Source organism: Archangium sp. Cb G35 (assembly GCF_001896145.1).
Classification (GTDB): Bacteria; Myxococcota; Myxococcia; order Myxococcales; family Myxococcaceae; genus Archangium; species Archangium violaceum.
Genome location: NZ_MPOI01000006.1, coordinates 570,978 through 590,841 on the forward strand (window position 1 = coordinate 570,978; position 19,864 = coordinate 590,841).

17 protein-coding genes are annotated in these 19,864 nt (G+C 68.0%); 5 read left to right on the forward strand and 12 right to left on the reverse strand.

The annotated features are described in order from the left end of the window. Positions 1-43: 43 nt before the first annotated feature. The 3 genes from BO221_RS21155 to BO221_RS21165 all read left to right on the forward strand — a co-directional run bounded on the left by BO221_RS21155 (position 44) and on the right by BO221_RS21165 (position 4,332). Positions 44-1,930, forward strand: a complete 1,887-nt coding sequence (locus BO221_RS21155) for an OPT family oligopeptide transporter (protein WP_073562274.1) — start codon at positions 44-46, stop codon at positions 1,928-1,930. 86 nt (positions 1,931-2,016) lie between these two features. Further along, positions 2,017-2,937, forward strand: coding sequence for a hypothetical protein (locus BO221_RS21160; protein ID WP_073562275.1), 921 nt, complete (start codon positions 2,017-2,019; stop codon positions 2,935-2,937). Between the two features lie 24 nt (positions 2,938-2,961). Continuing rightward, positions 2,962-4,332, forward strand: a complete 1,371-nt coding sequence (locus BO221_RS21165) for an FAD-binding oxidoreductase (RefSeq protein ID WP_073562276.1) — start codon at positions 2,962-2,964, stop codon at positions 4,330-4,332. Here BO221_RS21165 and BO221_RS21170 read toward each other — a convergent pair whose 3' ends face one another. From BO221_RS21170 to fusA, 6 genes are all read right to left on the reverse strand, one after another. After that, positions 4,333-4,716, reverse strand: a complete 384-nt coding sequence (locus tag BO221_RS21170) for a hypothetical protein (protein WP_143195583.1) — start codon at positions 4,714-4,716, stop codon at positions 4,333-4,335. Positions 4,717-4,846: 130 nt separating this feature from the next. Continuing rightward, a complete protein-coding gene (locus BO221_RS21175) occupies positions 4,847-5,554 on the reverse strand; it encodes a glutathione S-transferase family protein (RefSeq protein WP_073562278.1) in 708 nt (235 codons plus the stop codon). A 49-nt stretch (positions 5,555-5,603) separates the two neighbouring features. Then, a complete protein-coding gene (locus BO221_RS21180; RefSeq protein ID WP_073562279.1) occupies positions 5,604-7,226 on the reverse strand; it encodes an ABC-F family ATP-binding cassette domain-containing protein in 1,623 nt (540 codons plus the stop codon). A 6-nt stretch (positions 7,227-7,232) separates the two neighbouring features. Then, a complete protein-coding gene (locus BO221_RS21185; protein ID WP_073562280.1) occupies positions 7,233-9,158 on the reverse strand; it encodes an ABC-F family ATP-binding cassette domain-containing protein in 1,926 nt (641 codons plus the stop codon). A gap of 46 nt (positions 9,159-9,204) precedes the next feature. Beyond that, positions 9,205-10,665 (reverse strand): DEAD/DEAH box helicase, encoded by a 1,461-nt coding sequence (locus BO221_RS21190; RefSeq protein WP_073562281.1) that lies wholly within the window; start codon positions 10,663-10,665, stop codon positions 9,205-9,207. Between the two features lie 135 nt (positions 10,666-10,800). Next, the gene (gene fusA, locus BO221_RS21195) at positions 10,801-12,915 is read right to left on the reverse strand and encodes an elongation factor G (RefSeq protein ID WP_073562282.1); all 2,115 of its coding nucleotides are present in this window, start codon (positions 12,913-12,915) and stop codon (positions 10,801-10,803) included. Positions 12,916-13,233: 318 nt separating this feature from the next. Between fusA and BO221_RS21200 the strand changes: the two genes are divergently transcribed. Continuing rightward, positions 13,234-13,557, forward strand: a complete 324-nt coding sequence (locus tag BO221_RS21200; protein ID WP_073562283.1) for a hypothetical protein — start codon at positions 13,234-13,236, stop codon at positions 13,555-13,557. 12 nt (positions 13,558-13,569) lie between these two features. On the opposite strand, the gene BO221_RS21205 is transcribed toward BO221_RS21200, so the two are convergent. Next, positions 13,570-14,388, reverse strand: a complete 819-nt coding sequence (locus BO221_RS21205; protein WP_073562284.1) for a pseudouridine synthase — start codon at positions 14,386-14,388, stop codon at positions 13,570-13,572. Positions 14,389-14,416: 28 nt separating this feature from the next. Continuing rightward, positions 14,417-14,641: a hypothetical protein gene (locus tag BO221_RS21210; protein WP_073562285.1), complete on the reverse strand. Its 225-nt coding sequence runs from the start codon at positions 14,639-14,641 to the stop codon at positions 14,417-14,419. Between the two features lie 164 nt (positions 14,642-14,805). Here BO221_RS21210 and BO221_RS21215 point away from each other — a divergent pair, with 164 nt between their 5' ends. Continuing rightward, positions 14,806-15,792 (forward strand): DUF1028 domain-containing protein, encoded by a 987-nt coding sequence (locus tag BO221_RS21215; RefSeq protein WP_073562286.1) that lies wholly within the window; start codon positions 14,806-14,808, stop codon positions 15,790-15,792. A gap of 41 nt (positions 15,793-15,833) precedes the next feature. Here BO221_RS21215 and BO221_RS21220 read toward each other — a convergent pair whose 3' ends face one another. From BO221_RS21220 to BO221_RS53880, 4 genes are all read right to left on the reverse strand, one after another. Beyond that, positions 15,834-16,571, reverse strand: a complete 738-nt coding sequence (locus tag BO221_RS21220) for an RNA methyltransferase (protein ID WP_073562287.1) — start codon at positions 16,569-16,571, stop codon at positions 15,834-15,836. A 12-nt stretch (positions 16,572-16,583) separates the two neighbouring features. Then, a complete protein-coding gene (locus BO221_RS21225; protein ID WP_073562288.1) occupies positions 16,584-17,654 on the reverse strand; it encodes a tetratricopeptide repeat protein in 1,071 nt (356 codons plus the stop codon). Between the two features lie 66 nt (positions 17,655-17,720). Beyond that, entirely contained in the window at positions 17,721-18,647 is a 927-nt protein-coding gene (locus tag BO221_RS21230) for a type VI immunity family protein (RefSeq protein WP_233166183.1), read from the reverse strand. Beyond that, positions 18,641-19,543 carry a hypothetical protein gene (locus tag BO221_RS53880; protein WP_143195584.1) on the reverse strand — a complete coding sequence of 301 codons (903 nt, stop codon included), beginning with the start codon at positions 19,541-19,543 and terminating at the stop codon, positions 18,641-18,643. The genes BO221_RS21230 and BO221_RS53880 overlap by 7 nt, the downstream gene beginning before the upstream one ends. Positions 19,544-19,864 lie beyond the last annotated feature (321 nt).

Genomic DNA, 19,864 nt, shown 5'->3' on the forward strand with positions numbered 1-19,864 from the left:
CCCACTCGTGGGGTAGGGGGTGTTCCGGTATCGTGCACCCCCCATGAGCCAGTCCGTCTCGCCCTCGCCCCAGCAGCTCAAGATTTCGCCCGAGCCCCCGCACCCGGCGGCGCCCTCCGCCGGTACCCAGGATCCCGAGCGCTACTGGCTCGAGAACGTCTACAAGGGAGCCGAGCACCAGCTCACCGTGCGTGCCGTCGTGGTGGGCATGGCGATTGGCGCGGTGATGTGCCTGTCCAACCTGTACGTCATCCTCAAGACGGGCTGGAGCCTGGGCGTCACCATCACCGCGTGTGTCCTCTCCTTCGCCGCCTTTGGCGCCCTGCGGGCCTTGGGGCTGGCGAAGCGGGAACTCACCGCGCTGGAGAACAACGCGGTGGGCTCGGTGGCCTCGGGAGCGGGGTACATGACGGGCGGGGGCAACATGGCGGCCGTGCCCGCCCTGCTGATGCTCACCGGGACGCTGCCGTCCCCGGGATGGCTGGTGGCCTGGTTCGCGGTGATTTCCGCAATGGGTGTCTTCGCGGCCATCCCCATCAAGCGCCAGCTCGTCAACATCGAGCAGCTCCCGTTCCCCACGGGCACCGCCACCGCCGAGACGCTCCAGGCGCTCCACGGGAATGACGAGGGCTCGCGTGGCAAGGCCCGCTACCTGGGCCTGGCGGGCCTGGTGGGAGCCGTCGTCGCGTTCTGGCGGGACGCCAAGGCCTCGTGGCTGGTGTGGAACCTGCCCTCGAAGCTGAGCCTGCCCTTCACCATCGGCGGCAAGCCGGCGGGGGCGTGGACGCTCTCGCTCGACCTGAGCCTGCTGCTGATTGGCGCCGGGGCGCTGGTGAGCTTCAAGACGGGCTGGTCCATGCTGGTGGGCGCCATCCTCACCTACGGCTTCCTCGCTCCGGAGATGGTCAGCCGCGGCATCATCCCCGAGGTGACGTACAAGGCCATCAACGGCTGGGCGCTGTGGACGGGCGCCTCGGTGCTCGTGTCCTCCGGCTTGCTGTCCTTCGCCTTCCAGTGGCGCAGCGTGGCGAAGTCGTTCAAGGCGCTCTCGGGCCTCTTCGGGAAGAACACCGAGGAGGAGAAGGATGTGCTCGCGGACGTGGAGTGCCCGCCCACGTGGTTCCCCCTGGGCTTCCTGGTGCTGGGCCCCATCGTGGTGGGGCTGATGGCCTACCTCTTCCAGATTCCGTGGTGGGCGGGTGTCATCGCCCTGCCGCTGTCGGTGGTGATGGGTGTCATCGCCGCGCGCGTCACGGGAGAGACGGACACCACGCCGACGAAGGCGCTCGGGCCGGTGACGCAGTTGCTCTACGGAGCCATCCTGCCCGGAAACCTCGCGGCCAACGTGATGAGCGCCAACGCCACGGGTGGCGTGGGCCTGCACTCGGCGGACCTGCTCACGAACCTCAAGACGGGCTGGCTGCTCGGCGCGAGCCCTCGCAAGCAGTTCTTCGGGCAGCTCTTCGGCGTGCTGGCCGGAGCGGCCGTGGTGGTGCCCGCCTTCAACCTGCTGGTGCCGAGCGCGGAGGTGCTGGGCACCGAGGAGTTCCCCGCGCCGTCCTCGCTGGTGTGGGCGGGCGTGTCGAAGATGCTCGTCAACGGGGTGTCCTCGCTGCACACGTCCGCGCGCATCGGCGCGGTGTGCGGCCTGGCGCTGGGCGTGGCGCTGGTGCTGTTGGAGCGCTGGGCGCCGAAGAAGGCGAAGCCGTTCATTCCCTCGGCGTCGGGCCTGGGACTGGCCATCGTGATTCCGGGAGCGAGCTCCATCAGCTTCTTCATCGGCGCGGCCATCGCCGAGGTGCTGCGCCGCAAGAAGGCGAAGCTGGCCGAGGCCACGGTGCTCCCGGTGAGCTCCGGCTTCATCGCGGGTGAGAGCCTCATGGGCATCGCCGTCGCGATGCTCAAGGCGTTCGGGTTCATGCCCAAGTAGGGCCCCGGGGAGGACCGCGGCACTACTTCTGGAGTCAACCCGGAGCTTGACAGCGATGTGACTCATGGAGTCACATCCGCTGCCGCATGCCTTCTCTCCGGCACGAGGCCTTCCTGGAGTTGTTCCGCAACCGTCCGGCCCTGGCGGCCGAGCTGCTGCGGGACGCGCTCGGTGTCGAGGTTCCCGCCTACGCGGAAGCCCGTGCGGAGTCCGCGGAGCTGACCCAGGTGGTGCCCACCGAGTACCGGGCGGACCTGGTGGTGCAGTTGTGGGAGGACACGCCGCGCTTCGCCATCGTGGTGGAGGTGCAGCTCTCTCCGGACGAGGAGAAGCGGTACACGTGGCCGGTGTACCTCACCCACCTGAGGGCGAGGTGGAGGTGTCCCACGGTGCTGCTGGTGGTGGCACCAGACGGGCCGGTGGCCCGCTGGGGCGGGCAGCCGATGGAGCTGGGTCACCCGGGCTTCGTGTTGAGGCCCTGCGTGGCGGGGCCGGATCGCATTCCGGTCATCACGCGGCCCGAGCAGGCGCGTGAGGCGGTGGAGTTGGCGGTGTTGTCCGCCATGGCACATGGGCAGGGCGAGAAGGGCGCGGCCATCGCCGGTGCGGTGCTGCCCGGGCTGGTGGGGGTTGATGACGAGCGGGCACGCTTCTATTTTGATTTGGTGGTGTCGTCGTTGAACGACGCGGCACGCACGGCCTTGGAGGCACTGATGCGCAGTGGCACCTACGAGTACCAGAGCGAATTCGCCCGGAGGTATCTCGCCCAAGGCCGTCAGGAGGGCCGGCAGGAGGGTCGTCAGGAGGGCCGTCAGGAAGGTCGTCAGGAAGGTCGTCAGGAGGGAGAGGTGATTGCCCTGCTGAAGGTGCTCGAAGCGCGAGGCCTTCAAGTGGATGCGCAGGCCCGCCAGCGCATTGCCTCCTGCACGGATCTTGAGCAACTCGAACGCTGGCTCCTCAAGGCCCTTTCCGTGCAGTCCGTGCGGGAACTCTTCGAGCCCGCGTGACCTGACTCTCCCGGATGGAGCGCGATGAGCGTGGACCTGTTGCGTGAGCTCGCGGCCGTCCTGCCGCCCGAGGCACTCGTCACCGACCCCGATGTACTCGAGTCGCACCGCCGCGACCAGGCGGGTTGGGCCTCAGCGGGTGCCCCTCGGGTTCTCGTTCGTCCTGGTTCGACCGCCGAGGTGCGGGCCGTGCTCCGTGTGGCCTCGGTCCTCCGTGTGCCCGTGGTCCCCCGTGGCGCGGGGTCGGGGCTGTCGGGTGGCGCCAACGCGGTGGACGGGTGCATCGTGCTCTCGCTCACGCGGATGAATCGCATCCTGGAGATCGACCGGCGAGGCCTGTACGCCGTCGTCCAGCCCGGAGTCATCAACGGCGCACTGAAGGCCGCCGCGGCGGAGTTGGGGCTCTGGTACGCGCCGGACCCCGCGAGCTGGGAGTTCTCGACCCTCGGCGGCAACCTCGCGACCAATGCCGGCGGCCTGTGCTGCGTGAAGTACGGTGTGACCGGGGATGCCGTGCTCGGGCTCGAAGCCGTGCTCGCGGATGGCTCCGTCGTCCGGACCGGCGGCCGCATGGTCAAGAACGTCGCCGGCTATGACCTCACCCGGCTGTTCGTCGGCTCCGAGGGCACGCTCGGCGTCATCACCGAGGCCACGCTGAAGCTCCGGCCCCGTCCGCCTCCGGCCACGACGCTGGTGGCTTCGTTCCCGACGCTCGTTGGAGCCGGTGCGGCGGTCACGGAGATCATGGCGGGTATGCGGCCCTCGCTCCTGGAGTTGATGGACCGCACGACCGTGCGCGCCGTGGAGGCCGCCAGACCCATGGGGCTGGATGTCCAGGCCGCGGCCCTCCTGCTGGCACGCTCCGATGCCGGGGGAGAGCAGGGCGTGGCGGAGTGCGCGCGGATGGCGGCACTCTGCGAGGCCGCCGGAGCGACCTTCATCGCGAACTCCTCCGACGAGGCCGAGGGGGAACTGCTGATGGGTGCGCGCCGCTTCGCCTTTCCCGCGCTGGAGCGGCAGGGGTCCACGTTGCTCGATGATGTGGGCGTGCCGCTCTCGCGCATCCCGGACCTGCTCGCGGCGGTCGAGCGCATCGCCGAGCAGCGGGGCGTGCTCATCGGCACGTTCGGGCACGCGGGCGACGGGAACATGCATCCCACGCTCGTCTTCGACCCGAACGACCCGGACGCGGTGGCACGGGCGAAGGCGGCGTTCGACGACATCCTGCACGCGGTGCTCGCGCTGGGGGGAACCATCACCGGAGAGCACGGGGTCGGCTCGCTCAAGCGCCCGTTCATCGCCCGGCAACTGGGCCCCGAGACCCACCGGCTCCACCTCGCCATCAAGAGCGCGGTGGATCCACTCGGCATCCTCAACCCCGGCAAGCTGCTCTGATCACGGCTGCCGTGGCACCAGCACGCACTGGCCGAGCTCCGTGTCGCACACGGGCTTGAGTTCTCTCGGGTCCACGCAGGCGACGGTGACGCACTCCCCCGGCTGGCAGACGATGGAGGCCTGCTGGGCCAGGGCCCGCGCCCGCCGCTGGAACTCGGTGAGGTTCGCCGTCGTGTTGACGGCACCGAAGCATTGGAACGCGCCCAGGCAGTTCTGCCCACCGGCGAGGGCGAGCAGATCGATCTTCTGGCAGGTGTCGCCGGGGCTGCATCGGGCGTAGTGGGAGACCAGCTCCGTGGCGCCCTCCTGGAGCTGCTCGCAGTTGGCGCACCCCGTCAGCCACACCGCTCCCGCCGCCATGCACGAAACGAGCATCCGCCTCATACCCACCACCCCCGCGTGCCTCGGTTCAACCACTCGGTGAACGGATGGATGCTGGACACGCGGCTCTACACGCGCATCGTCCGGCGGGGTTGCCGGGAGTGTGCTGTTTTTCGGTGCACAGACGGGAGGGCTACTTCTGTCCGTTCGCGAAGTAGCGCTTCTGGATGTGCTCGCAGTAGCGGACCAGGTTCTGCTGTCCCTGCGTGTACTTCCGGAGCGGCGAATCCACCGGGAACAGGAGGATGCTCGCGATGAACGCATAGAGCGTCGCGTCGAACGAGGTGGGGGTGTCCCCCAGGAGGAACGGCTTGTCACCGAGCGTCGCCGCCACCGCGGAGACGTCCGCCTTCCCCATCTCGAGCACCTCCTCGGGAGAGTGACGGCCCAGGCCCTGGGTGTGCATCGCCTTGGTCATTCCCCGGCGGATCATGGGCACCACGAGCTTGCCGACGCCGGGTGGGAAGAAGGTCTCGAAGATGGGCTTGTAGAGCCGCCAGCCTTCCGGAATGACCCAGCGCTCACGGACGATGTGCCAGTAGAAGCTCTCCTCCAACACACGCCGGACCAGGTGGCCCCTGGCGATGTCCTCCGCGCCGAGCTTCGCGTCGAGCGTGTCGCCGTGCTTGCGCTTGAGGTGCTCGATGATGAGCTGGGAGTCACCCAGGAGCGCGCCATCCTCCTCGATGAAGGGGATCTTCCCCTTGGGGGCCTTCCCGAAGGCGGCCGGCTTCCCCATGTAGGGGATTCCAGCCATCCGAAGGTAGGTCTCCAGCTTCACACAGAAGGGGCTGACGTCGCTGAGGCCGAATGCCGCGGTGGTTTTGTGGAGGGTCAGCATGGAGGGGAATCCTCCATGCCAGGGTGTGGCCCGTCCAGAACCCGGCGGTTCAGCTGCGCAGGCCGGGGGCCTCGTGGCCGGTGCGGGCCACGTACTCCGTATAGCCGCCGCCGTACTGGTGGATGCCCTCGGGCGTCAGCTCCAGCACCCGGTTGGACAGCGCGCCGAGGAAGTGCCGGTCGTGGCTCACGAAGAGCATGGTGCCCTCGTAGTTGGCCAGCGCGGCGATCAGCATCTGCTTCGTCGCCATGTCCAGGTGGTTGGTGGGCTCGTCGAGGATCAGGAAGTTGGGCGGGTCGTAGAGCATCTGCGCCAGCACCAGACGCGCCTTCTCTCCACCGGAGAGCACCTTGCACTTCTTCTCGATTTCATCGCCCGAGAAGCCGAAGCACCCGGCCAGCGCGCGCAGCGAGCCCTGCGAGGCCCGCGGGAACCTGTCCACCAGCGAGTCGAACACCGTCTGATCCGGCTTGAGCAGCTCCATCGCGTGCTGCGCGAAGTAGCCCATCTTCACGCTGCCGCCGACGCTCACCGCGCCGTCGTCCGGCCTCGACTCACCGGCGATCAGCTTGAGCAGGGTGGACTTGCCCGCCCCGTTCACGCCCATCACGCACCAGCGCTCGCCGCGCCGCACCAGGAAGTCCAGCCCGTTGTAGATGCGGCGCTTGCCGTAGCCCTTCACCACCCGCTCCAGCTTCGCCACGTCGTCGCCCGAGCGCGGCGCCTGCTGGAACTCGAACACCAGCGTCTGCCGGCGCTTGGGCGGCTCCACCTTCTCGATCTTCTCCAGCTTCTTCACCCGGCTCTGCACCTGGGCCGCGTGCGAGGCGCGCGCCTTGAAGCGCTCGATGAACTTCAGCTCCTTGGCGAGCATCGCCTGCTGGCGCTCGTACTGCGCCTGCTGGTGCTTCTCGTTGAGCGCCCGCTGCTGCTCGTAGAACTCGTAGTTGCCCGAGTACGTCGTCAGCTCGCCGCCGTCGATCTCGATGATCTTCGTCACGATGCGGTTCATGAACTCGCGATCGTGGCTCGTCATCAGTACCGCGCCCTCGAACCCCTTGAGGAAGTTCTCCAGCCAGATGAGCGACTCGAGGTCGAGGTGGTTGCTGGGCTCGTCCAGCAGCATCACGTCCGGGCTCATCAGGAGGATGCGGGCCAGGGCCACGCGCATCTTCCATCCGCCGGACAGGGCGCCCACGTCCCCGTCCATCATCTCCTCGGAGAAGCCGAGGCCCGCGAGGATCTCCCGCGCCCGGCCCTCCAGCGCGTAGCCGCCCAGCTCCTCGTAGCGCCCCTGCACCACGCCGAAGCGCTCCACGAGCTTGTCCATCTCGTCCATGCGCTCGGGGTCCGCCATGGCCGCCTCGAGCTGCTTGAGCTCGGCCGCCACCTCGGACACCGGACCCGCGCCGTCCATCACCGCCGCCACCGCGCTCTGCCCGGACATCTCGCCCACGTCCTGGTCGAAGTAGCCGACCGTGACGCCGCGATCCACGGACACCTGCCCCTCGTCCGGGTGCTCCCGCTGGACCACCATCCGGAACAGGGTGGATTTACCCGCTCCGTTCGGGCCCACCAGGCCCACCTTCTCGCCCTTGTTGAGCTGCGCAGACGCCTCCACGAAGAGGATCTGCTGTCCGTGCTGCTTGCCGATGTTGTCGAGACGAATCATGGGACCTCAAACTCCAGAAACCAGGTTCTGCAATTCCTGCCAGCGCGTGTAGAGGCGTTCGACTTCAGCCGTCGTCACGTCCAGCTCCTTCTGCACTTCGGCTGCCTTCGTGCCGCTGGAGTAGATGGTGGGATCCACGAGCTTCGCTTCCAGCTCCGCCTTGCGTGTCTCCGCGGCCTCGATGGCCGCCTCCATCCCATCCAGCTCGCGCTGCTCCTTGTACGAGAGCTTGCCCGGCTTGCGCGCCTGCTTCGGCTCGGCCACGGGGGCGGGCTCGGCCTTCTTCGCCACGGGGGCAGGGGCGGCCGCGGCACGGGCCTGGGCCTGCTCCTTGAGCCGCCGGTACATCGCGAAGTTGCCCTCGTAGCGCACCACCTTGCCGTCCCCCTCGAAGGCGAGGATGGAGGTGGCCACCTTGTCGAGGAAGTACCGGTCGTGCGTCACCAGCAGCACGCTGCCGGTGAAGTTGAGCAGCAGCCCCTCGAGGATGTTCAGCGTGACGATGTCCAGGTCGTTCGTCGGCTCGTCCAGCACGAGGACGTTGGCGCCCTCCAGGAAGAGCCGCGCGAGCAGCAGGCGGTTGCGCTCGCCACCCGACAGCGCCTTCACCTTCATGCGCTGCATGGGCACGGGGAAGAGCAGGTCATCCAGGTAGTCGCGCAGCGCCACCCGCTGGTCTCCCAGCTCCACCCAGTCGTCCCCGCGCGGCGAGGCCGCCTCGTACACCGTCTGCTCCGGGTCCAGCGAGGCCCGGGTCTGGTCGTAGTAGGCGACCTTCGTGTTCTTGCCGATGACCACCTTGCCGGAGTCCGGAGGCAGCTCGCCGAGCAGCACGCGCAGGAAGGTCGTCTTCCCCACGCCATTGGGCCCCACGAGGCCCACGCGCTCGCCGCGCTGGAGCAGCATGTTCACGCCCTTGAGGACGTTCCGCTCGCCGTAGGACTTGTGGACGCCCTCGGCCTCGATGACGGTGTGGCCCAGCCGCGGCGCCTGCATCACCTGCAGCCCCGCCACCTTCGGCCGCTGGAAGCCCTTCTCCTCCATCAGCTTTCGCGCCCGCTCGATGCGCGCCTTGCTCTTGGTGCGCCGCGCCTCGGGGCCCTTGCGCAACCACGCCACTTCCTGGGCAATCCAGCGCTCGCGCTTGTGCTGGGCGAGGGACGCATTCTCCTGCGCCACCAGCTTCTGCTCCACGTACGCCTCGTAGTTGCCCGGGTACGAGACGACGCCCTCTCCGGGCTGGATCTCCACCATCCGATCCACCAGCCCGTCCAGGAAGTAGCGGTCGTGCGTCACCAGCAGCAGCGAGCCGGGAAGCTTGTCCAGCTCCTCTTCGAGCCAGTCCACCGTGTCCGCGTCCAGGTGGTTGGTGGGCTCGTCCAGCATCAGCAGGTCCGGCCGCGTCAGCAGCGCGCGGGCGATGGCCACGCGCTTGCGCAGACCGCCGGACAGCTCGGCCACGGGCCGGTCCCAGTCCTTCACGCCGAGCCGGTCCAGCAGCGTCTTCGCGTGGTGCTCCGTGTCCCAGCCGCCCAGTTGCTCGATCTTGTCCGACAGCCCCGAGAGCTGCTCCATGAGCTTGCCCTGGGCGTCGGCGGGGGTGGACTCCATGCGGCGGATGAGCTCGGCGTGTGTGGCGAGCGCATCCTTGAGGGGCCCCTGGGCCACGCTCAGCTCCGAGGCCACCGTGGCGCCGGGAGCGAACTCGGGCTCCTGCGGCAGGTAGGTGACGCGAGCGCCCCGGCGCAGTTGCAGCTCCCCCGCGTCCGCGCGCGCCACCCCCGCCAATATCTTCATCAGCGAGGACTTGCCGGAGCCGTTCACTCCCACCAGGCCCACGCGCTCACCTTCCTCGATGGTGAGCGTCAGGCCCTGGAAGACGGTACGGCTGCCGAAGGACAGTTGGACGTCGGCGGCGCGGAGCAGGGTCAAGGGTTCCTCTTATCCGGTGTGCGGAGGTTCTCGTCGCGAGCGCTTCTTACAGCCACTTGGGCGCGCGAGGCCTCTGGGAAACGGCGGGCGGTGCGGCCGGGGCCGACGCCGAGGGGCGCTGGGCCTGCTGCTGGGCCGGACGGTCGCTCCGAGGCGGACGCGCCGACTCCGAGCCCCGGGGGCCTCCCGCGTTCGCACCCCGGCCACCACCGCCACCACCGCCCCGGCGGCGGCGTCCACCCCCGTTGCCATCGCGGCGCTCGCCGTCACGGCGCTCGCCCCGGAACTGGCCCTGCGGCGGACGGTTGCTCTGCTGAGGCCGGGACGGAGCCTGCCCGAGCGCGCCCTCGGCGGGGGCCGCCAGGTTCGAGCGGTGGGGGTGCTCCTCCATCACCGGCACGCGCCGGCGGATGGTGCGCTCGATGTCCTTCAGGTACGCGCGCTCCTCGGCGTCGCAGAAGGAGAGGGCGATGCCCGCCGCGCCCGCGCGGCCCGTGCGGCCGATGCGGTGCACGTACGTCTCGGGCACGTTGGGCAGGTCGAAGTTGATGACGTGTGTGATGCCGTCGATGTCGATGCCCCGCGCGGCGATGTCCGTGGCCACCAGCACCCGGCAGGTGCCGGACTTGAAGGCCGCCAGCGCCCGCTCACGCGCGTTCTGGCTCTTGTTGCCGTGGATGGGCTCGGCGCCGATGCCCGCGGCCTCCAGCTGCTTGGCCACGCGGTTCGCCCCGTGCTTGGTGCGCGTGAAGACGAGCACGCGCTGGATGGCCTTGTCCGTCTGCAGCAGGTGCACCAGCAGCCCGCGCTTCTGCTCCTTCTCCACGAAGTACAGGCGCTGGTCGATGGTCTCCGCCGTGGTGGCCACCGGCGCCACTTCCACGCGCACCGGGTTCGTCAGGATGCTGTTGGCCAGCCCCTGGATCTCCGGCGGCATGGTGGCCGAGAAGAACAGCGTCTGCCGCTTCTTGGGCAGCGCGGCGATCACGCGCTTCACGTCATGGATGAAGCCCATGTCCAGCATCCGGTCCGCCTCGTCGAGGACGAACACCTCGAGCGACTTGTAGGACACGAAGCCTTGCTGCATCAGATCCAGCAGGCGGCCCGGGGTGGCCACGAGGATGTCCACGCCCTGCCTGAGGGCCTGCTCCTGGGCGTTCTGGCCCACGCCGCCGAAGATGACGGCGGAGGTGATGCCGGTGAAGCGCCCGTAGGCGCGGATGCTGTCACCAATCTGCGCGGCCAGCTCCCGGGTGGGGCTGAGCACGAGCGCGCGGATGGGGCGGCCGCGGGCGGGCGGCGTCGGGCGGCCCACGGAGAGCCGCTGGAGGATGGGCAGCGTGAACGCCGCCGTCTTGCCAGTACCCGTCTGCGCGCAGCCGAGCACGTCCTTGCCCTCCAGTACGTGGGGGATGGCCTGCTGCTGGATGGGCGTGGGAGTGGTGTAGCCCTCGGCCTTCACGGCGCGCTGCAGGGGCTCGGCAAGCTTCAGGTCTTCGAAAGTCATGTGTTCTCGTGAGTGGGGATGGTCCCCGGGGGGCCCGCGACGCGAATCGCCAGCGGGCCCGAAAACAAAGAAGGCGCCCCCGGGGGAGGCGCCTTCCTTCAACAGCCTGGAACTGTCAGGCCGTGCAGCGCAAAACTACTTGCGCGCAGCCTGCTCGGCGGCCAGCTTCTCCTTGTACTGCGCCATCAGGGCCTCGGCCTCGTTGCGGGGCACCGGCGTGTACTTGGAGAACTCCATCGTGAACTCGCCCTTGCCCTGGGTGGCCGAGCGGAGGTCCGTGGAGTAGCCGAACATGGTGTTCAGCGGCACCTCGGCCACCACCGTCACGTAACCCTCGGCCGTTCCGGACTCGAGGATGGTGCCACGGCGCTGGTTGATCTGACCCACCACCGAGCCCTGGAAGTCCTCGGGAGCCTGGACCTCCACCTTCATCATCGGCTCGAGGATGATCGGCTTGGCGGCCGCGTAGCCCTCGCGGAAGCCCATGATGGCGGCGGTCTTGAACGCCTGCTCGGACGAGTCCACCGCGTGGAAGGCGCCGTCGTTGATGACCACGCGCACACCCACCACGGGGAAGCCGATGAGCGAGCCCTTCTTGATGGCCTCCTGGAAGCCCTTGTCGCACGCGGGGATGAACTCGCGGGGGATGGAGCCGCCCACGATGTCGTCCACGAACTCGTACTGCTGCACGGCGTCGGCCGGCAGGGGCTCCACGTAACCGCACACGCGCGCGAACTGACCGGAACCACCCGTCTGCTTCTTGTGCGTGTAGTAGAACTCGCCCTTCTGGGAGATCGTCTCGCGGTAGGCCACCTGCGGCTTACCGGCGACCACCTCGCAGTTGTACTCGCGCTTCATGCGCTCGATGTAGATCTCCAGGTGCAGCTCGCCCATGCCCTTGATGATCGTCTGGCCGGACTCCTCGTCACGGTTCACGCGGAAGGTCGGATCCTCCTTGGTGAAGCGGTTGAGGGCCTTGGAGAAGTTGGCCTGGGCGTCGCGGCTCTTCGGGCTCACCGCGAGCGAGATGACGGCGTCCGGCACGAACATGGACGTCATCGTGTAGGCCACGGTGCCGTCGGTGAACGTGTCGCCGGAGGCGCACTCGACGCCGAACAGGGCGACGATGTCGCCGGCCCGCGCGTCGTTGATGTCGTTCATCTCGTTCGAGTGCATACGGACGAGGCGCGGGACCTTGACCTTCTTCTGGTTGGCCTGGTTGACGATGAAGTCACCCTTGCTCACCTTGCCCTGGTAGATGCGCATGTAGGTGAGCTGACCGTAGCGGCCGTCCTCCAGCTTGAACGCCAGACCCACGAAGGGCTTGTCCGGGCTGGACTCGAGGATGACCTTCGCCTCGCCGTTCTTCTGGTCCAGCGCCTCGTTGGTGATCTCCGCCGGGTTGGGCAGGAACGAGCAGATGGCGTTGAGCAGCAGCTGCACGCCCTTGTTCTTGTAGGCCGAGCCGCACATGACGGGCGTCATCTTCAGCGCGATCGTGGCGCGGCGGATGGCGGCCATGATCTGCTCGTTGTTGATGGCGGCATCCGCCAGGAAGAGCTCACCGAGCGTGTCGTCCACCTCGGCGACCTTCTCGATCATCTCCAGGCGGTCGGCCTTGGCCTTCTCGGCGTACTCGGCGGGGATCTCCTCCTCGCGGATCTTCTCGCCGCTCTCACCATCGAAGTAGAACGCCTTCATCTGGATGAGGTCGATGAGACCCTGGAAGCGCTCCTCGGCGCCGATCGGAACCTGGAGGCGCACGGGGTGGTGGCCCAGCTTCTCCTTCAGCTGAGCGGCCACGCGCTCGTAGTTGGCGCCCGCGCGGTCCATCTTGTTGACGAACGCGATGCGGGGAACCTTGTAGCGCTTCATCTGCCGGTCCACCGTGATGGACTGGGACTGCACGCCGGACACCGAGCAGAGGACGAGGATGGCGCCGTCGAGCACGCGCAGGGAGCGCTCCACCTCGATGGTGAAGTCCACGTGTCCCGGGGTGTCGATCAGGTTGATGTTGTACTCGCCCCAGATCGCGTACGTGGCGGCAGACTGGATCGTGATGCCCTTCTCACGCTCCAGATCCATCGAGTCCATCTTCGCGCCCACGCCATCCTTGCCACGCACCTCGTGGATCTCGTGGATGCGGCCCGTATAAAAGAGGATGCGCTCGGAGAGAGTCGTCTTGCCCGAGTCGATGTGGGCGGAGATACCGATGTTACGAACCTTTTCGATGGGAACTTGGGTGGCCACGAGGGTCGGTCCTTCTGCTGATTGAAGTCCTGCGAGAACAGGGCAGGGGGCGCCCTTACTTCCCGCTGCTTGAAGTTTCCAGCCAAATCGGCATGGAGCCGGGGAGCCGTGTACTCCCTCTCAAGCCGGAGGGGAAGCCCCCCCGGTCGCCGGGCCGCTGGAGGAGCCCTGCCTACACTCGGGGGTACATAACCCCGGAGCGACCCGAAAGCTTCTGTCTCCCAAGTGGATTTCCAGGGAGGAAGAGGCGCCCGGATGACTGTCCGGTGAGGTAGGAAGGGTGGACGGGGCCTGTTCCCCTACCCGAGGAGGACGCACATGGCGCAGCCCGCTGGTTTCGACAGGGATATCGGCTACCTGATGCCCTTCCTGGATCGCGTCACCACGGCGGCCGACGCGCTCCCGGATGCCACGGCCCGTGAGGAGCTCAAGCGCCTCATGGCCGACGAGAAGGCGCGCTGGGCCCGCATCCAGGAGCTGCTCGGTGGGGCCGAGGGGAGGGGGACGCCCGCGCCCGCCGCGGCGAGTCCACGTGCGCCTTCCAGCGCGCCGGGGCTGGCCCGGTCCCGGGCCGATGAGGTCAACCGGGAGCAGCCGCGCCGGGCGGGGCTCACCGTGGGCAGCCTGAAGCGGCAGTCCTGAGCCGGAGGCCCCTCACTCCTTATTAGTACCGGGGGTATAGCGGAGGCCCTCGGCGACCTCGGCGTCGGTGAGGAGCCGGAAGGAGCCCTCGGGCACGTCCAGCTCCACGCCGCCCACGGCCTCGCGGTGCAGGGCCCGCACGGGCAACCCCACCGCGCCCAGCATCCGCTTCACCTGGTGGTTGCGGCCCTCGGTGACGGTGACCTCCACGGTGTGCGCGTCGCGCAGCCGGACCTTCGCGGGCCGGGCGGGGCCGTCCTCCAACTGCACGCCGTGGCGCAACGGCTCCACCTTCTCCTCGTCCGCCTCGCTGAAGACGGTGGCCACGTAGCGCTTGGTGAGGTGCGTGTCGGGGGACGTGGCGTGCGTCACCAGCTTGTCGTCATTGGTGAAGAGGAGCAGCCCGGTGGTGCCCCGATCCAGCCGCCCCACCGCGTGCCAGGTGAAGCCGGCCAGCTCCGGGGGCAGTTGGGGCAGGAGCACCTCATAGACGGTGCCCACACGATGCTGGCTCACCGTGGAGGTGAGCAGCTCGGCGGGTTTGTGGAAGGCCAGGACGCGGGTGGGTGCCTTGAGCGACACGGGCAGCCCGTCCACGCGCACGGCGGCTCCGGGGAGGACGGGGGCGAGGGGCTGCTTCACCACCTTCCCGTTCACGGAGACGCGGCCGGCCTTGATGGCGTCCTCGGCCTCCTTCTGCGGCAGCACCCCGGCCCGGGCGAGCGCGCGGGCGATCCAATCCGGCTTGGCCTTGCCCTCCCAGCGCCCGGGGTGGGCGTGCTTGTTGGAGGAGGGAGGCGGGGGGCGTCGGGCGGGGGGCTTGCGATTCATGGCTCGGGGCCACTGTAACGGCCGCGAGTCAATGCCGCGAGGGCTCGTCGAAGGCGCCTCCCTCGGCGGAGCCGGGCGTGGGGCCGGGCTCGTCCTGGGGCATGCGGCGCTCCTCGCCGTCGGTGCCCTCGGCGGCGTTGGGCGTGCGCTTGGGCCCGGGCTCCTTTTCGGTGGGGGCCTCCCGGTTGGGGACGTTGGGCTCGTCGTCCGGCCCGTCGCCGATGGACATCCGCTCGTAGGGCATGTGCCACATGGTTGGCTCCTTCCAGGTTGGTATCTCCAGAGAAGGTAGGGACCTGGGTAGCGCCTCACTGGGGATGCTTCCAGGCCGCTCGCTGGAGGGGCGGGAGGAGGAGGGCGCTTGCGGCTGGATGCCCGCTCGCTCAGTCTCGCGGCCCCTTCCCTGGAGGCTTTCTCGTGCGTTCCATCCTGTTGCTGACCCTGCTCGCCGTGCCCGCGCTCGCCGCGGAGCCGGCGCCCGTGCCCAAGCGGCCCGTGAACACCTACTCCATCGTCGCGCGTGACCCGCAGACGGGGGAACTGGGCGTGGCGGTGCAATCCCACTGGTTCTCGGTGGGCGCGACGGTGCCGTGGGCCGAGGCGGGCGTGGGGGCGGTGGCCACCCAGTCCTTCGTGGATCCGTCCTACGGAAAGCTGGGGTTGGAGCTGATGCGCGCGGGCCGCAGTGCTCCCCAGTCGCTGGCGGGGTTGCTGGCGGCGGACTCGGCGAGCCAGGTGCGGCAGGTGGGGATGATCGACGCGCAGGGCCGGGTGGCGGCGCACACGGGGGAGAAGTGCGTCGCGGCGGCGGGCCACATCGTGGGGGAGAACTTCTCGGTGCAGGCCAACATGATGGAGAAGGACACGGTGTGGCCGGCGATGGCCAGGGCCTACCGGGAGGCGAAGGGGGACCTGGCCGAGCGGATGCTGGCGGCGCTCGAGGCGGCGGAGGCGCAGGGCGGAGACATCCGGGGCAAGCAGTCGGCGGCGCTCATCGTGGTGTCGGGGAAGGCCTCGGGGCGGCCGTGGGCGGACCGCAAGTTCGACCTGCGGGTGGATGACCACCCGGCCCCGCTGAAGGAGTTGCGCCGGCTGGTGACGTTGCAGCGGGCGTACAACTTCATGAACGAGGGAGACCTGGCCATCGAGCGCAACGACACGCAGGCGGCGCTGAAGGCCTACTCGGAGGCGGAGGCGTTGGCGCCGGGCAACGCGGAGATGGTGTTCTGGCACGCGGTGTCGCTCGTCAACGTGGGCAAGGTGGACGAGGCGGTGCCCCTGCTCCAGAAGACCTACAAGGCGGACCCGCGCTGGAAGGAACTGCTCAAGCGGCTGCCGAAGTCAGGGCTGCTGCCGGAGGACCCGAAGCTGATGACGAAGCTCCTGGGCACCTCCACCAGGTGACAGATACTCCCTCTCCCCCTGGGAGAGGGTTGGGGTGAGGGTCATCCCCCCGAGTCACGTGAGCGCAGCCTCTTGGCCAGCGTGTGCAGGGCGGCGAGCCACAACTTCGCCTCCTTGTGGGTGAGCCGGGAGCGGCGCAGTGGGGCGAACAAGTCCCGGAGCGCGGTGCGGCCCCGGGTCTGCTCGTCCACGAGGAACCCTCCGGTCACGAGCGCGTTCTCCAGGGCGGACTCCACCAGTGCCAACTCGGTATCCGTGGCCGCGACGGGAAGCGGAGCGGCGGGAGGCGGCGAGGCGGCGAGCGTGGCCATGCGGATTTCATAGGCGTACAGCAGCACGGCCTGGGCGAGGTTGATGGAGGGCTGCTCGGGAGCGGTGGGGACGGCGGACAGGTCGTGGCAGCGCTCGACCTCGGCGTTGGTGAGCCCGCTGCGCTCGTCGCCGAAGACGAGGGCCACGGGACCCTGGGAGGCACGCTGCACCATCTCCTCGGCCACGGCGCGAGGGGAGAGCCGGCGCTTGCCCTCCACCTTGCGAGAGCTGGTGCCCACCACCCAGACACAGTCCGCCACGGCGGCGTCGAGCGTGTCCGCGCGGCCCGAGGCCTCCAGGACATCCTCGGCGTGGACGGCGAGCCGGCGGGCGGGGGAGAGATCCTCGGCCTCGGGGCGGACCCAGGACCACTCGGACAGGCCGCAGTTCTTCATGGCCCGGGCGGCGGCACCCAGGTTCTCCGCGTTGCGCGGGCGTAGCAGCACCAGGCGGATGGGCAGGGGCATGGGCCGCGCACCTTAGCGCGCCTCGGGCAGGCCAGGGCACCCGGAGGCAGCCAGGGGGCGCGCGTGGAGACCGAGCCGGGAAGCCGCCTCCGAGGCCGCACCACTCTGCGCGTCCCTGACGAGCACGAGCCGCCATGCGTCCCGGGCCTCCTCCTGGCGGCCGAGCTTCGCGAGGCAATCGCCCCAGGCCAGCAAGCCATCTCCGCCCTGGCCCTTGTAGAGGTGCGCGGCGCCTGCCTCGAAGAAGCGCAGGGCTTCTTCCAGATGTCCCGCCGCCATGGCGATGCGCCCGAGCAGGAACAGCCCGTTGCGCGTGCTCGACACCCGGCGCGCGCGCCTCAACCCCCTGTGCGCTTCCCACTCCGCTTCCTCGTACCGGCTCAGCGCCAGGAGTGCCGCGGCGCGGGTGAAGTGGACCTCGCTCCGGTACACCCGGGGCACGCGCTGGCGGTCCACGTTCTCCAGGGCGGCGAGCGCCTCTTCTCCGTGCCCGGTGTGCGCGAGGATCCACGCCCGCTGGACGGGGAAGAAGTTCCACAGGAAGGGAAACGCGCGTGCTGGCTCCTCCAGGGAGGACAGGCGCGCGTTGGCGGCTCCCCATCCGCCGAGGTTGTAGACGGCCTCGACGAGGTTGAACCGGACCAGGGTCCATTCATTCCGCTCGGCGGACGGCGCATCGGGAGCCGGTGGACACGGCCAGCCCCGCTCGATGTCGAGTGCCTCCAGGTAGAGGCCCGCGTTGATGAAGAGGTTGACCACGCAGGTAGCGCAGAGCAGGCATCCGTCCGCCTTGGCATGGACCGCGAGGCGGCGGGCACCCGCGACGGCTGTTCCGGTATGGCCGAGCGCCGAGTGCGCGTAGAGCTCCTCGCGCCACAGTCTGGCCCTCATCCAGGCCGAGAGGGGAAGCCACTTCAGGAAACCGGCGAGGGCGAGGGCCGCGCGGAAGGCGCCCCATTCGCCGCACCGGACCGTGAGACCCAGGAGGAGCTGGTGCACCCGGCTCCAGAGCAGCAGCGAGGCCACGAGGACGAGCAGCAGCTCTGGGGGAACTGGGGAGAAGCCCGCGATGGCGAGGGTCATGGCCGGTATGCCTCCGTACCGGGACACTCTACCTGACGGGGGAGGTGGCTGGGGTGACTTTTCAGGTCATGTATCGAGGAAGCGGCGCTGCCAGCGTCGAGTGATGTCCCGGGATGTAGGAGCTTCGTACAGATGGGGTTCCAGCATCCGAGCCAGGGCGTGGTACGGCCGCATTTCCTTCTCCTGCTCCACATCGCCCGCTTCAGGCCATTTCCCCAGCGAGACCAGTACCTTCTGTGCGTTCAGTTCCTCGACGGACACTTCCGGATGGGTCAACTGTGCGCGAATTCCTCCTGCGCCACCAAGTTGATCGAGCAATGTCTGTCCATAGAAGTTCAGCCAGTAGGCTCCCCGTGCCTTCTCGCCCAGGTACATGGATGTGGTGCTGAGATTATGTACGTCCATTCCCGGATAGCGGAAGCATTGCTCTTGGATGAGCCGCATCACCGGCTTGCTCGGCAGGAGATGGTTGAAAGCAAGACTGACGTAGCCAGAGTCGAGAGGGACCTCGCGTGCAATCGCCACGGCCAGTTCCTTGACGTGTTCGGGGCCGTGCTCCTCCAGATGCTCTGTGGGTAACCAGAATGAAACCGCGCTCACGAAACCCGGCTTGGCGATGTCTTCGGGTGACCTGCCATGGTATTCGAAATGAAATCCACCCACCTGATCCTCATACTCTTCCAATTGTAGGATGCAACTGGAGGGTGCTCTCAATTCGTCACGAACCTTCTTCCACTGCGCGTCATCGAGAGGTCGTATGGCTCCGGCCCATCCCTTGTGCTCCTCTGGGGGTAGAGTGCCTCCCATGTCCACGTACCATCCCAGTTTCTCGTGGCCCACTGCATCGAGATAGAGATTCAGAGCGCGTGTGACGGCTTGCGATGCGGTGTCGTGAGGGCAGCGCATGAAGAAACAGAGGATGAGTCCCTCTCGCAGGCCGATCCGGCCATCAGGCAGGGGTTGCCGGAGCTTCGGATAATGTTTGCTCACCATATGGGATCTGGAATGACTCCGTCCAAGGGCGTCACGCGAGAGGGCGAGGGCCCCAGGGCTTGCCGGTACATCTCTCCTTGAGTCCGACCCTGGTAGGGATGTCCTTTGGGATAGTTGCTCCAAGTGGGAGGGTTGGTCTCCGGGCAGGGGAATTTGAAATCGTAGACAGCCCAGGCTTTGAGTGGATCTCCTGTGTGGATGACGACATCTGGCTCCAACGTGCCCTCGAGTTCTTTCTCACGCCCTTGTCGTACGAGTCTTTCCCGCGCTTCCTTGCTCACGAGGCCTGTTTGTCCTGTGGCAGGATCGAAACGGTAGCGCTGTTCAAGGCTGAACTGCCCGGGAATCAGTTGTCTCAATGCCAGGTCGACACACTCACGGGCCTCCTTGTGCTTTTCCAGTCCCCAGCGCATGGCTTGTGTTACAGGCGTTCCGTTGGATTTCTTTCCAACTGCTTGCTCGCAGTCGGCCCTTCCCGGCTTCCTCCCGCCCAATCGCTTCTGGTTGACGTCATCTTCTGCCTGCTTTGTGCATTCTTCCAGAATCTTCTCGAGTTCTGCTTGGAGCGATTGGAAGGCCTCGGAATCTGTCAGGGCCAGTGCCGCCGCGGCGATGAGTGGAACCTTACCGCCCATCGTGGGTTTGTTGTTGGGGAGTAACGGAGGGGGCTTCGTGGATTGAGCGGCGCGGAAGGACTGGCCTTGTACCCCCTCGATTCCATCGCAGGCTTCCGGGTTGTGGGGATGATTCTTCACGCAGCAACTGTGGGTAGTATCCGCCGGTGTGCAGTTGGAGCCTTCTACACAACCGCTGGCTCCAAGGCCCGCGAGCAGGCTGAGCAGGTGAAATAACGCCCATGACATGGGTCTCTTGAGGCCTTTGCTGTACGAGTTCATGGGGGTGGCACTGGCCTGATGCATCTCATGGACGGAGGGGCGGAACGTTACCGCACGAAGCCTCCCGGCGTTGACGGGTGAAATCGTGCGCTGGGTCCACCATACGGGTAGCATGGCTCCATGATGTGGCAGGACAGACGGGCGCTCCCGCGAGACGTAGTCAGAAGGAGAGTGGGGCCCGGAGGGGCGTGCGCGCCATGAAGGGGCGGGCTGTGCTGGTGGCTGCCGCCTCCGTGCTGCTGGTCCTTCCACTGGTAGGACTCGTCATTCTGTGGCTCCGGGCGCCCGCGGAGCGGGTGGTTGAGGGGTGGCGCTTCGCTC